Genomic DNA, 13,104 nt, shown 5'->3' on the forward strand with positions numbered 1-13,104 from the left:
GCAATAAAAAGGGAGATCCGAAGATCTCCCTTTTTGGCATCACCGACGTGATCAGTCGAACAGACCGAAGGTCAGGTAGCTGAAGATGGAACGATCGCTGTCGCTCGACTCCGGTTCCGGCTCTTCGATCACGTCGCCGTTTTCGTCTTTCGGCTTGAGCTCGTTCGGGATCGCGTCTTTCGCATCCTGGAACTGCTTCTGCACGTCCTGGTTGGCGCGGGTTTCTCCCGGCGGCAGCGGAGGACGGGATTCGATCAGGCCCAGCGTGGCCTTGCTCAGGAACGAACGGTTGTCTGCTTCGGCAACGCGAGGTACGAACTGGCCGTCCTGCAGGCTCGGATGGTTCGGGTAGTTGAGCTTCAGGGTTTCCAGGCTGGTGGCCGCCAGTTCGTCCAGATGCAGACGCTGATAGGCTTCGGTCATCACCGCCAGGCCGTCACCGACCGATGGGGTTTCCTGGAAGTTTTCCACTACATAACGACCACGGTTGGCAGCGGCGACATAAGCCTGACGGGTCAGGTAGTAGTCGGCCACGTGGATTTCGTAGGCGGCCAGCAGGTTGCGCAGGTAGATCATGCGCTGCTTGGCGTCCGGCGCGTAGCGGCTGTTCGGGTAGCGGCTGGTCAGCTGGGCGAACTCGTTGTAGGAGTCACGGGCGGCACCCGGGTCACGCTTGGTCATGTCCAGCGGCAGGAAGCGCGCCAGCAGGCCGACGTCCTGGTCGAACGAAGTCAGGCCCTTCAGGTAGTAGGCGTAATCCACGTTCGGGTGCTGCGGATGCAGACGAATGAAACGCTCGGCAGCGGACTTTGCAGCTTCCGGCTCGGCGTTCTTGTAGTTGGCGTAGATCAGCTCCAACTGCGCCTGATCGGCATAGCGACCGAACGGATAACGCGACTCCAGGGCCTTCAGCTTGGCTGTGGCGCTGGTGTAGCTGTTGTTATCCAGGTCCTGTTGAGCCTGCTGGTACAGCTCGGCTTCACTCAGGTTTTCGTCTACGACTTCCTTCGATGAGCAAGCAGCGGTCAATGCGAGGATGGCGATCAGCAGCAGGTGTTTCACTTGCATGGCGGCTTGCGTCCCTATGACGGCCGCTGTCTTGGGCGGGGCCGTCCTGTTATGATGAGCGCCCCGTTGAAAAGCCCCGGGGCAAAAGACGCCGTATTTAACCACAAGCGCGCAGCCGAAACCAAAGGCTGTAGCCGACGCCCAGTCCGAGCATGTCCGATAAAATTGAACTTCGCGCAGAGGTGCCGTCCGAATTGGGCGGCCAACGCCTCGATCAAGTCGCCGCCCAACTCTTCGCCGAGCACTCGCGCTCGCGCCTTTCCGCCTGGATCAAAGAAGGTCGCCTGACTGTGGACGGGGCGGTCATCCGCCCGCGCGACATCGTTCATGGCGGTGCCATCCTTGAGCTGACTGCCGAGCAGGAGGCCCAGGGTGAATGGGTCGCTCAGGACATCGAACTCGACATCGTCTATGAAGACGACGACATTCTGGTGATCAACAAGCCTGCCGGCCTGGTGGTGCACCCTGCCGCCGGTCACGCTGATGGCACCTTGCTCAACGCCTTGCTGCACCACGTGCCGGACATCATCAATGTCCCGCGCGCCGGTATCGTGCATCGTCTGGACAAGGACACCACCGGTCTGATGGTGGTGGCCAAGACCATTCAGGCGCAGACCAAACTGGTCGCCCAGCTGCAAAACCGCAGCGTCAGCCGGATCTACGAGTGCATCGTGATCGGCGTGGTCACCGCCGGCGGCAAGATCAATGCCCCGATCGGCCGTCACGGCCAGCAGCGTCAGCGCATGGCGGTGATGGAAGGCGGCAAGCCTGCCGTCAGCCACTACCGCGTGCTGGAGCGCTTCCGTTCCCACACCCATGTACGGGTGAAGCTGGAAACCGGTCGTACTCACCAGATTCGCGTACATATGGCACACATCAACTTCCCGTTGGTCGGTGACCCGGCGTACGGCGGTCGTTTCCGCATTCCGCCGGCCGCGAGCCAGACCATGGTCGAATCCCTCAAGCACTTCCCGCGTCAGGCCCTGCACGCGCGGTTCCTCGAGCTGGATCACCCGACCACCGGCGAACGCATGAGCTGGGAATCGCCGCTTCCGGAAGATCTGGTGTGGTTGTTGACCCTGCTCAAGCAGGATCGCGAGGCATTCGTCGGATGAACTGGCTGACGCCGGACTGGCCCGCGCCGGCCAGCGTCAAGGCCTGTGTCACCACCCGCGAGGGCGGCGTCAGCGAGGCGCCGTTCGACAGCCTCAACCTGGGCGATCACGTCGATGACCGCCCGGAGGCCGTCGCCGAAAACCGTCGGCGCCTGACCGAACACTTCTCCATAAAACCTGCCTGGTTGCAGCAAGTGCACGGGATTGCCGTGGCGCATGCGGACCCGTCCGTGGTGGCCACGGCGGATGCCAGCTGGACCGCAACACCCGGCATCGCTTGTGCAGCGATGACTGCCGATTGCCTGCCGGCGCTTTTCTGCGATCGTGCCGGTACTCGCGTGGCGGCGGCGCACGCGGGCTGGCGTGGTTTGGCGGCTGGCGTGCTGGAAGCCACACTGGACAGTCTGGATGTTGCCGCTGAGGACATTCTGGTCTGGCTCGGCCCGGCCATCGGCCCGCAAGCCTTCGAAGTCGGCCCGGAAGTCCGGGAAGTCTTCATCAATCAATTGCCTGAAGCCGAGACAGCCTTTGTCCCGAGCCACAACGCCGGCAAGTTCATGGCTGACATCTATAAGCTGGCGCGGCTGCGTCTGGCGGTTCGCGGTGTCACTGCTGTTTATGGCGGCGGTTTCTGTACCGTGACCGATCCGCGCTTCTTCTCTTATCGCCGTGCATCGCGCACTGGTCGCTTCGCCTCCCTCGTTTGGCTCGAGTCGCCCGACGCCCGCTAAGCTTGTCTGATCTGCATCAACTCCCTGGCGCTTGAATCTTCCAGAATCGACCGCATCTATAGCGGTATCTGGCAGGTTTCTTTATTCAGGATGGTTTTTTAGGTCCGGCCTGCTCAAAAGGAAGGTGACCCATGCGTATAGACCGTTTAACCAGCAAGTTACAGTTGGCGTTGTCCGATGCCCAATCCCTGGCTGTCGGCCACGATCATCCGGCCATTGAGCCGACACATTTGATGCAAGCGATGCTGGAACAGCAGGGTGGTTCGATCAAACCCCTGTTGATGCAGGTGGGCTTCGACGTCAACAGCTTGCGTAAAGAGCTGACCAAAGAGCTCGATCAATTACCGAAAATCCAGAATCCGACCGGCGACGTCAACATGTCGCAGGACTTGGCGCGCCTGCTCAACCAGGCCGATCGCCTGGCTCAGCAGAAGGGCGACCAGTTCATTTCCAGCGAGCTGGTGCTGCTCGCCGCGATGGACGAGAACAGCAAGCTCGGCAAGTTGCTGCTCGGCCAGGGCGTGAGCAAAAAAGCGCTGGAGAATGCAATCAACAACCTGCGCGGTGGCGAAGCGGTCAATGACGCCAACCACGAAGAGTCGCGTCAGGCGCTGGACAAGTACACCGTCGACCTGACCAAGCGCGCCGAGGAAGGCAAGCTTGACCCGGTGATCGGCCGTGACGACGAGATCCGCCGCACCATTCAGGTTCTGCAACGCCGCACCAAGAACAACCCGGTGCTGATCGGCGAACCTGGCGTGGGTAAAACCGCGATTGCCGAAGGTCTGGCCCAGCGCATCATCAACGGCGAAGTGCCGGATGGTCTGCGCGGCAAGCGTCTGCTGTCCCTGGATATGGGGGCGCTGATTGCCGGTGCCAAGTATCGCGGCGAGTTTGAAGAACGCCTGAAAGCGCTGCTCAACGAGCTGTCGAAGCAGGAAGGGCAGATCATTCTGTTCATCGACGAACTGCACACCATGGTCGGCGCCGGCAAGGGCGAAGGCTCGATGGATGCCGGCAATATGCTCAAACCGGCCCTGGCCCGTGGCGAGCTGCATTGCGTCGGCGCGACCACGCTCAACGAGTACCGCCAATATATAGAGAAGGACGCAGCCCTCGAACGACGCTTCCAGAAAGTGCTGGTGGACGAGCCGAGCGAAGAAGACACCATCGCGATCCTGCGTGGCCTCAAGGAGCGTTACGAGGTTCACCACAAAGTGGCGATCACCGACGGTGCGATCATTGCTGCAGCCAGGCTCAGCCATCGCTACATCACGGACCGGCAGTTGCCGGACAAGGCGATCGACCTGATCGACGAAGCGGCCAGCCGCATCCGCATGGAGATCGACTCCAAGCCGGAAGTGCTGGATCGTCTGGAGCGGCGCCTGATTCAGCTGAAGGTGGAATCCCAGGCCCTGAAGAAAGAAAGCGACGACGCGGCGAAGAAACGTCTGGAGAAACTTCAGGAAGAAATCGATCGCCACGAGCGTGAGTACTCGGATCTGGAAGAAATCTGGAACTCGGAAAAAGCCGAGGTACAAGGTTCTGCACAGATTCAGCAGAAGATCGAACAGGCCCGTCAGGAACTGGAAGCCGCGCGCCGCAAAGGCGACCTGAACCGCATGGCGGAGTTGCAGTACGGGGTGATCCCGGATCTGGAACGCAGCCTGCAGATGGTCGACCAGCACGGCAAGAGCGAGAACCAGTTGCTGCGCAGCAAGGTGACCGAAGAGGAAATCGCCGAAGTCGTTTCGAAGTGGACCGGTATTCCCGTGTCGAAAATGCTCGAAGGCGAGCGCGACAAGCTGATGAAGATGGAAAGCCTGTTGCACCAACGCGTGATCGGCCAGGACGAAGCGGTGGTCGCGGTGGCCAACGCGGTGCGGCGTTCCCGTGCCGGGTTGTCCGACCCGAACCGCCCGAGCGGCTCGTTCATGTTCCTCGGCCCGACCGGTGTCGGTAAAACCGAGCTGTGCAAGGCGCTGGCCGAATTCCTCTTCGATACTGAAGAGGCGATGGTGCGGATCGATATGTCCGAGTTCATGGAGAAACATTCCGTGGCACGGCTGATCGGTGCACCACCGGGCTACGTCGGTTACGAAGAGGGCGGTTATCTGACCGAAGCGGTACGGCGCAAGCCTTACTCGGTGATCCTGCTGGACGAAGTCGAGAAGGCGCACCCGGATGTGTTCAACATCCTGCTGCAAGTGCTGGAGGATGGTCGTCTGACCGACAGTCACGGTCGTACGGTGGATTTCCGCAATACCGTGATCGTCATGACCTCCAACCTCGGTTCGATGCAGATTCAGGAGCTGGTCGGCGATCGTGAAGCACAACGGGCAGCAGTGATGGATGCGATTTCCACCCACTTCCGTCCGGAGTTCATCAACCGGGTCGACGAAGTGGTGATCTTCGAGCCATTGGCGCGGGATCAGATCGCGGGCATTACCGAGATCCAGCTGGGCCGTCTGCGCAGTCGTCTCGCCGAGCGCGAGCTGAAGCTGGAGCTGAGCCCGGAAGCGATGGACAAGCTGATTGCGGTCGGTTACGACCCGGTCTATGGCGCACGGCCGTTGAAGCGGGCGATCCAGCGCTGGATCGAGAACCCGTTGGCGCAGTTGATTCTGTCGGGACGCTTCATGCCAGGGGAGACCGCGACCGGCGTCGTGGAGAACGACGAGATCACGTTCAACTGACACCTGCCGGTGGTGAAGTAAGTAAGGCCTCGCACAGCGAGGCCTTTTTTTTCGCCAGGCTGTTGAACTCAAAGGAAAAGGCTTGTAAAGTGCGCCCCGCAGTCAGTCACCAACACGGTTTCAGCTCACTGGGCAGAAATCTGAAATAAGTTGCAAATCATTAACTTGAAAGCAATTTAGGGGGTTGACAGAGGTGTTCTAGGTTGTAGAATAGCGCGCCTCAGACACACGAACGCAGCGATGCGAAAACGATGTCGAGAAGCTGCAAGTTTCACCGTTGTAAATTGAAATATGTAGTTCCGTGATAGCTCAGTCGGTAGAGCAAATGACTGTTAATCATTGGGTCCCAGGTTCGAGTCCTGGTCACGGAGCCAATTTCAAACCGGGGTATAGCGCAGTCCGGTAGCGCGCCTGCTTTGGGAGCAGGATGTCAGGAGTTCGAATCCCCTTACCCCGACCATTTTTGGGTCGTTAGCTCAGTTGGTAGAGCAGTTGGCTTTTAACCAATTGGTCGTAGGTTCGAATCCCACACGACCCACCATTTTTGAAACCAGTTTGCGCTGGGATCGAATCTTAAGATCAGAGGCCAAAAGCGCTGATCGAAGAAGGCGATCTTTGAAAGGTCGCCTTTTTTTTACCGGGGTATAGCGCAGTCCGGTAGCGCGCCTGCTTTGGGAGCAGGATGTCGGGAGTTCGAATCCCCCTACCCCGACCATATTGAAAATCCTCGTATCGAAAGATACGGGGATTTTTTTTGGCCTCCGGAAATGTTTCATTCAAGTCATCGTACAACTTGCCGATAGCCCGCTAACAAAAGGGGGCTGCCATTGATCGTCCCTTGAATCCGGCCAAGACAAGAAAAAGGGCGTTCGTCATGTTGCTTCGTCAGTTGAATATTGCTCCCCGTGCCGCCCTGGGCTTTGCCCTGATCGCGGTGCTGGTGGCGTTGCTCGGGGTGTTTGCGCTGGGGCAGATGTCGAGCATCCGCGACAGCGAAGTGGCAGTGGAGACGCAGTGGCTGCCGAGCATTCGTGGTGGCGACGAGATTCGCGAGATCATGTTGCGCATTCGCACCATTTCTCTGCGCATGGCGCTGGATCAGGATCCGGCCAACATCGCCACGTACCGCAGCCAGATGGACACCCGCGACAAGGAACTGAGCGAGAAAATCGCCGCTTACGACCGACTGGTGACTACTCCGGAAGGCCAGCAGTTATACGATCAGTTCAAGAAAACCTTCGCCGCCTACCGTGCCGGGATCGCCCAGTCGTTCACGCTGGCCGAGCAAGGCAAGCGCGATGAGCTGACCAAGTTGCTGCTGGTCGACATGAAAACCGTGGTCGACGGCTCTGGCAAACAACTTAATGACCTGGCAGACCTGTTCACCCGGCAGGTCGCTGCCGAAAGCCAGAACTCTGCCGCCCACTACGAAACCTCGCGCACCATCGTGAGCTTATTCATCGCTCTGGCGGCATTGGCCACCGTCGCCCTGGCCATGTTGCTCACCCGCAGTATCGTTCACCCCCTGAGCTCCGCTGTCGACGCTGCTGAACACGTCGCCAGAGGCGATCTGACCCGTCCGATCGAAACCCACGGTAACGATGAAGTCAGCCGTCTGCTCAAGGCGTTGGCGACCATGCAGCAGAACCTGCGCGAAACCCTGCAGGGCATCAGCGGTTCGGCCACGCAATTGGCGACAGCTTCCGACGAACTGAGCGCGGTCACCCATGACAGCACGCAAGGGTTGCAACAGCAGAACAACGAAATCGAACAGGCCGCCACCGCCGTCAACGAGATGACCACGGCGGTCGAGGAAGTTGCCCGCAATGCGGTGTCGACCTCCGACGCCACCCGTCAGTCCAGCGAATCGGCGCAGTTGGGTCAGGAGCGGGTCAGTGAAACTGCTGGCGCCATCAACGCCTTGGCCAGCGAAGTCGAACACACTGGCGAGCTGGTGCAATCACTGGCCAATCAGTCTCAGAACATCGGCAAAGTGCTGGACGTGATCCGGGCGATCGCCGAACAGACCAACCTGCTGGCGCTCAACGCCGCCATCGAAGCAGCGCGGGCCGGGGAGAGCGGGCGCGGGTTTGCGGTGGTCGCCGACGAAGTCCGGGCGCTGGCTTATCGCACTCAGCAATCGACCCAGGAAATCGAGCAGATGGTGCAGGGCATGCGTAATGGCTCGAGCCTGGCGCTGGAGTCAATGAAGGCCAGTGCCTCGCGCGCTGCCACCACGCTGGTGCTGGCCGAGCGGGCCGGTCAAGCGTTGCAGACGATCACCGCCTCGGTACACGAAATCCACGAGCGCAATCTGGTGATCGCCAGCGCCGCTGAAGAACAGGCGCAGGTGGCGCGGGAAGTGGACCGCAATCTGGTGAACATTCGCGATCTGTCGGTGCGTTCGGCGGCTGGCGCCGATCAAACCAACGCGTCGAGCCATGAGCTGTCGCAACTGGCCAATGCGTTGCAGGGCATGGTGCGACGCTTCCAGTTGTAATCATGCAGGTGTGAAAAAGCCGCGCTTCTCGTCAGAGAAAGCGCGGCTTTGATTTGTCGGGCACTCGAAAAATCAGGCACCGTCCTGGTCTTTCAGATGTTCGAACAGACCTTTCGGCATTTTCTTGCCATTGGCTTCGAAGTTGGCTTTGACGTTGTTGTACGCCTCTTGCTCGTCGATGAAGCCGTCGTGGTTGGTGTCGATCTTGTCGAAGTCGGACTTCGGCGCGACTTTCAGGAACTCGGCGCGCGAAACCTTGCCGTCGCCATCGGTGTCGGTCTTGGCCATCGACGCATCGCCGCATTTGCCTTCACCGCATTTGCCTTCCGGGGTTTTCACCGAGGTCTCGGCCGAGGCGACCATGTAGCCCTGAGCCAGCGGTTGCGCAGCGAACACCGAGCCGGACAGCATCAGGCCGCCGGCCAGTACGGCACCGACCAGGCCAAGGGAGTTTTTGCCGATTTTCGAAGTACGGGACATTGCATTCTCCTTCGGTTGCACAGCGCAACCACACGTTAAGGGCGATCAAGCCGGAGCAGGTGTGCTCGGGTGTGGCCATTAGGCGATGGCGGTGTATCGCGTCTGTGTCGAGGAGCGGGGCGTTTGTAAGCGAAGGTGGGGAAAGCGGGGGCAGATACAGTAAAAGACAAAACACCGCGGGAGCGAGTCAGCCCCCGCGGTGTTTTTACATCAGTGCAGCTTCAGGCGCGGCTCGGTGCCGCGTCCGATCTTGCTGCCCAGCATCAGCATCGCCGTGCGGAACGGCCCGTACAGCGCCATCTGGTGCATGCGGTACAGCGACACGTAAAACATCCGCGCCAGCCAGCCTTCGAGCATTACGCTGCCGGTCAGGTTGCCCATCAAGTTACCCACAGCCGAAAAACGCGACAGCGAAATCAGCGAGCCGTAGTCGGTGTACTTATACTCCGGCAGGGTCTTGCCTTCGATGCGCAGTTTCAGCGATTTGGCCAACAGCGACGCCTGTTGATGCGCAGCCTGGGCCCGTGGCGGAACGTTGCGATCCGAGCCTGGTTGCGGACAGGCGGCGCAGTCACCGAAGGCGAAAATGTTTTCGTCACGGGTGGTTTGCAGTGTCGGCAGCACTTGCAGCTGATTGATGCGGTTGGTTTCCAGGCCGTCGATGTCCTTGAGGAAACCCGGTGCGCGGATCCCGGCGGCCCAGACTTTCAGGCTCGCCTTGATCTCGTTGCCATCGGCGGTGATCAGGCTGTCGGCAGTGACCTGGCTGACCGAAGCGTTGGTCATCACGTTGACCCCGAGTTTCTCCAGAGTCTTGTGCACCGGCCCACTGATGCGCTCCGGCAACGCTGGCAGCACCCGCGGCCCGGCTTCGATCAGGGTGATGTGCATGTTTTCCGGTTTGATCCGGTCAAGACCATAAGCCGCCAGTTCATGGGCAGCGTTGTGCAGTTCGGCCGCCAGTTCGACGCCCGTGGCGCCCGCGCCGACGATGGCCACGCTGATCTGCTGGACCGTATCGGTCTGCCCGGCGTGGGCACGCAGATAGTGATTGAGCAGTTGCTGATGGAAACGCTCGGCCTGTTTGCGGGTGTCGAGGAACAGGCAGTGTTGCGCAGCGCCCTGGGTGCCGAAATCGTTGGTGGTGCTGCCGACCGAAATCACCAGCGAGTCATACGGCACTTCCCGCGCCGGTACCAGTTCCACGCCGTTTTCGTCGTACGTGGCAGCGAGCTGGATCTTTTTCTGCTCACGGTCAAGCCCGCTCATGCGCCCCAGCTGGAACTCGAAGTGGTTCCATTTGGCCTGGGCGACATAGTTGAGTTCGTCTTCGGAAGAGTTCAGCGATCCGGCGGCCACTTCGTGCAGCAGCGGTTTCCAGATGTGCGTGAGGTTCGCGTCGACCAGCATGATGCTGGCAGTGCCGCGTTTGCCCAGAGTCTTACCCAGACGGGTAGCCAACTCCAGACCGCCGGCGCCGCCGCCGACAATGACAATACGATGGGACATGGGGATAGCTCGCAAGGTTTTTAAAGGAAATCGGTGCGGTTACCCGAGCGAGCGCGATGCTGCTCATAGCGTCAGGTAACTGATAAATCGGCTCAACAGGCCCAGACCAATGGTCACTGCCAGCACCAGCACCAGGAGCATCCATGGCCGGAATGGCCGGCGCTCGACACGGTGTTGGGACAACTGCAGGTACTCTTCGACATGCTTCTGGTCTTCGGGGTTCAGGCGGCTGGTCATAAAGGCCTCGTCAGGTAGACGTTACTGAATGAGAACACGCTACAGCGGTTTTCAACCGGGATTGAACGCAGCATAGCCACTGTCCGGAACCGGTTCGACAGACACACCGTCCCCGAGGCGAATGATCCCGCTTTGTAACACTCGCGCGGTGATTCCGCCATGCCCGCGCACGGCCTGGAACGTCCCCGGGCCGAGGTTGTTCTGCAGGCGCGCGCACGGCTGGCACCAGCCCGTGGTTTCGAAAATCGCCTGACCGATGCGAAAGCGCCGCCCCTTGAGGCTGAACAGGTTGATCCCGCTTATAACGAGATTGCGCCGCAGATCTTCAGGCGTGACCGGTTGTTCGGCCGACCGGCCCATCAGGGCGCTGATCACGGCCAGATGCTCCCACTGAATCAGCGTCACCTGCCGCGCATTGCGCACCCCGGGACGAGCGTGATCGCCAGTGAGCCCGGCTTCAAGCCGCGCCTCCACCGCATCGAGTGCGAGCATCGGCCCCCGTGACTCGGGGCGCACGCCAATCCAGCGCACGCAACCGGTCTGCGGGACATCGGCAATCAATTGTTGAAGTGGCGTCACAGGCTGATCCCGACATCGAACACGATGCTGCGCCCCAGGTTACCGCGCAGAAAATCCGGGGCATCGGGGTGGGCGAACAGCACCCGGGCAAATGTCGGCCCGACCAGCGACAGCGAGCGCCAGCCCTGACGCAAATATTCGGTGGGCGGCGGAAAGTGGCTGTTCAGGTCGAGCACTTCGCGTTTGAGGCTGGCGAAGGCAATGATGTCCAGCTCGCCCAGGTCCATGCCGCGTTCCTTGTAGTTGTGCGCTTTCTTGCGCAAGGTCGGCGCCAGTCTCAGCAGAAATTCATTGGCCGGAATCCGCCGCGGCTTGGCTTCACGCCGCACCAGTTGGCTGAGGGAAAACGCACTGCGCCGACGTTGCAGCTCATCGCGCCATTCGTCGTTGAGCCGACGGCCCTCGTCGAGGACGAAAAATACCTCGAAGTTGGCGTCGCGAAACAAAACGTCCGGCGGTTCCCCGGCAGGCGCGAACTCGTCTGCGCGATAGGGAATGTTCAAGCCTTGCAGCAGGCGCTGGCAGACCCAACGCTCACGCTCCCATTTGCGGGCATTGGACAGGAAAGCGTTGGCTTGCTCGGCCGCGATGGTCAGCAGGCGTAAATAATCTGAGTCATCCATAAGCCCAAGCTTAGCGTTCAATTGCGACAAGCAGAAAGCGTTCGCGCAGCAAAGTGCATCAGTGGGCACTCGGTAGGGGCGGTGTAGACTGATGGCTCCGTTTATCAACGTCGAATGAAAGGGGCTGAATGTGAAATTTCGCTGGCTGTTGTTGTTCGCTGTCGTTCCGTTGTGGGCCCATGCGCTGGAAATCGGTGAGCGACTGGCACCCTGGACGTTGCTGGATCAGTACGATCAGCCGTTTACTCTCGATAACCGCACTACGACGCTGTTGGTGGCGCGGGACATGGACGGCGCGAAACTGCTCAAGCAAGCCATGGCCGATCAGCCCAAGGGCTATCTGGAAGCGCGGCATGCGGTGTTTGTCGCCGATATCCAGCGCATGCCGGCGCTGATCGCGAAGATGTTCGCCGTTCCGGCCATGCGTGACTACAGCTATCGAGTGTTGCTTGATCGCGAAAGTCGCGTGGCCTCGCGCTACCCCGGGGCTGAAGGCGCGGTGCTCTGGTTGCAACTCAAGGACGGACGCTTGCTGGCCCGGCATGAATACACCCAGGCGGCTGAACTGCGTGAGGCACTGGAGCAGGCTCGCCCATGATCGGCGCCGAGCTGCTGTCGTCTGCGAGCCTGCTGCTGGGATGGCTGATTTACCTGCCGGTGCTGCTCTGGGCGATTGCACGCGCACCGTGGGTCGAGTTGTTCAGTGACAACCGACGTCAGCATTTGCTGTTCGGTACGGTGTTCGCGTTGTTTCTGCTGTGGCTGGTGCGCAGGGATTTCGATACCGGCGTGTCTTACCACTTCATTGGCATGACGGCAGTGACGCTGCTGCTGGACTGGCCGCTGGCAATTGTCGGGGCACTGGTGGCGCAGCTGGGGCTGGTGCTGTTGGGGCGTCAGGATCTGGTGGCCGTCGGGGTCAACGGTGCCTTGCTGATTCTGCTCCCGGTGTTGATTACCGAATGCGTGGCGATCCTGGTCGAGCGCGCCCAGCCGCGCAATCCGTTCGTGTACATCTTTTGTTCCGGCTTTTTCGCCGCCGCGCTGTCGGCGTTGTTCTGCCTGTCGCTGAGCCTGACGCTGCTCTGGTACGACGGCCTGTTTGCGATGCCCGAATGGCTGGAAGACTTCATCGGTTACCTGTGGTTGCTGATTTTTCCCGAAGCCTTCATCAACGGCATGGTGGTCAGCGCGCTGGTGGTGTTCTGCCCGGAATGGCTGGAGACCTTCAACCGCACCCGCTACCTTTCGGCGCCCTGGAAGGACGACGATCCCAAGTCTTGATCCACATCAAATCCACCCGGTGCGCGGCATTTCATGCTCGGCCAAATTCCTTCAGGAGCAGCGGCATGAGCGTGTACGAGTGGGCGAGGCAGGAAACCCGGCAGAGTCTGGAGATGGCGCAGGAGGTGGGGTTCGATCCGGGCCTGAGCCTGCGCGCCTTGCTCAGTGCGGTGGTGCAGCAGAGCAAGGCGGTGCGTAACGCCGAAGACCTGGCCGACGAGTTGCGTTTTCTGGCGGAAAACCTCGACGACGATCAGGACTATGGCTTCATGCGGCCCTGAA

The 13,104-nt window shown here is 60.3% G+C and carries 13 protein-coding genes and 4 tRNA genes; 11 read left to right on the top strand and 6 right to left on the bottom strand.

Annotated features, from left to right (window positions below):
- Positions 1-51: 51 nt before the first annotated feature.
- A complete protein-coding gene (locus MKZ87_RS09540) occupies positions 52-1,068 on the bottom strand; it encodes an outer membrane protein assembly factor BamD (protein ID WP_085697519.1) in 1,017 nt (338 codons plus the stop codon).
- Between the two features lie 152 nt (positions 1,069-1,220).
- On the opposite strand from MKZ87_RS09540, the gene rluD reads away from it, so the two are divergent.
- The 8 genes from rluD (at position 1,221) to MKZ87_RS09580 (ending at position 8,110) form a co-directional block, all read left to right on the top strand.
- Positions 1,221-2,183, top strand: a complete 963-nt coding sequence (gene rluD, locus MKZ87_RS09545; protein ID WP_085703169.1) for a 23S rRNA pseudouridine(1911/1915/1917) synthase RluD — start codon at positions 1,221-1,223, stop codon at positions 2,181-2,183.
- Complete coding sequence (gene pgeF / locus MKZ87_RS09550; RefSeq protein WP_227233576.1) at positions 2,180-2,914, top strand: peptidoglycan editing factor PgeF; 735 nt, start codon at positions 2,180-2,182, stop codon at positions 2,912-2,914. Before rluD ends, pgeF begins: the two co-directional genes overlap by 4 nt.
- 131 nt (positions 2,915-3,045) lie before the next feature.
- Positions 3,046-5,610 carry an ATP-dependent chaperone ClpB gene (clpB, locus tag MKZ87_RS09555; protein ID WP_085697517.1) on the top strand — a complete coding sequence of 855 codons (2,565 nt, stop codon included), beginning with the start codon at positions 3,046-3,048 and terminating at the stop codon, positions 5,608-5,610.
- Positions 5,611-5,908: 298 nt separating this feature from the next.
- Positions 5,909-5,984: transfer RNA gene (locus MKZ87_RS09560), tRNA-Asn, on the top strand.
- A 9-nt stretch (positions 5,985-5,993) separates the two neighbouring features.
- Positions 5,994-6,070 (top strand) — tRNA-Pro (locus MKZ87_RS09565).
- A 5-nt stretch (positions 6,071-6,075) separates the two neighbouring features.
- Positions 6,076-6,151 (top strand) — tRNA-Lys (locus MKZ87_RS09570).
- Positions 6,152-6,248: 97 nt separating this feature from the next.
- A tRNA-Pro gene (locus tag MKZ87_RS09575) sits at positions 6,249-6,325 on the top strand.
- A 159-nt stretch (positions 6,326-6,484) separates the two neighbouring features.
- On the top strand, positions 6,485-8,110 hold the full coding sequence (locus tag MKZ87_RS09580) for a methyl-accepting chemotaxis protein (RefSeq protein WP_085703171.1): 1,626 nt from the start codon (positions 6,485-6,487) through the stop codon (positions 8,108-8,110).
- Positions 8,111-8,182: 72 nt separating this feature from the next.
- On the opposite strand, the gene MKZ87_RS09585 is transcribed toward MKZ87_RS09580, so the two are convergent.
- The 5 genes from MKZ87_RS09585 to MKZ87_RS09605 all read right to left on the bottom strand — a co-directional run bounded on the left by MKZ87_RS09585 (position 8,183) and on the right by MKZ87_RS09605 (position 11,538).
- Positions 8,183-8,590: a hypothetical protein gene (locus MKZ87_RS09585; protein WP_007959573.1), complete on the bottom strand. Its 408-nt coding sequence runs from the start codon at positions 8,588-8,590 to the stop codon at positions 8,183-8,185.
- Positions 8,591-8,800: 210 nt separating this feature from the next.
- Entirely contained in the window at positions 8,801-10,099 is a 1,299-nt protein-coding gene (locus MKZ87_RS09590) for an NAD(P)/FAD-dependent oxidoreductase (protein ID WP_085703172.1), read from the bottom strand.
- Positions 10,100-10,162: 63 nt separating this feature from the next.
- Positions 10,163-10,336, bottom strand: coding sequence for a DUF3094 domain-containing protein (locus tag MKZ87_RS09595; RefSeq protein WP_007909875.1), 174 nt, complete (start codon positions 10,334-10,336; stop codon positions 10,163-10,165).
- A 51-nt stretch (positions 10,337-10,387) separates the two neighbouring features.
- Positions 10,388-10,915: an MOSC domain-containing protein gene (locus tag MKZ87_RS09600; RefSeq protein WP_085703173.1), complete on the bottom strand. Its 528-nt coding sequence runs from the start codon at positions 10,913-10,915 to the stop codon at positions 10,388-10,390.
- The gene (locus MKZ87_RS09605) at positions 10,912-11,538 is read right to left on the bottom strand and encodes a DUF1780 domain-containing protein (RefSeq protein ID WP_007959580.1); all 627 of its coding nucleotides are present in this window, start codon (positions 11,536-11,538) and stop codon (positions 10,912-10,914) included. Before MKZ87_RS09605 ends, MKZ87_RS09600 begins: the two co-directional genes overlap by 4 nt.
- A gap of 130 nt (positions 11,539-11,668) precedes the next feature.
- On the opposite strand from MKZ87_RS09605, the gene MKZ87_RS09610 reads away from it, so the two are divergent.
- From MKZ87_RS09610 to MKZ87_RS09620, 3 genes are all read left to right on the top strand, one after another.
- Positions 11,669-12,136, top strand: a complete 468-nt coding sequence (locus tag MKZ87_RS09610) for an FAD/FMN-containing dehydrogenase (RefSeq protein ID WP_085697513.1) — start codon at positions 11,669-11,671, stop codon at positions 12,134-12,136.
- A complete protein-coding gene (locus MKZ87_RS09615; protein WP_085703174.1) occupies positions 12,133-12,822 on the top strand; it encodes an energy-coupling factor ABC transporter permease in 690 nt (229 codons plus the stop codon). Before MKZ87_RS09610 ends, MKZ87_RS09615 begins: the two co-directional genes overlap by 4 nt.
- Before the next feature lie 65 nt (positions 12,823-12,887).
- Complete coding sequence (locus MKZ87_RS09620) at positions 12,888-13,103, top strand: hypothetical protein (RefSeq protein ID WP_007959584.1); 216 nt, start codon at positions 12,888-12,890, stop codon at positions 13,101-13,103.
- The last annotated feature ends 1 nt before the right edge of the window (position 13,104 follow it).

It is taken from the genome of Pseudomonas sp. MCal1 (genome assembly GCF_026341415.1).
Classification (GTDB): Bacteria; Pseudomonadota; Gammaproteobacteria; order Pseudomonadales; family Pseudomonadaceae; genus Aquipseudomonas.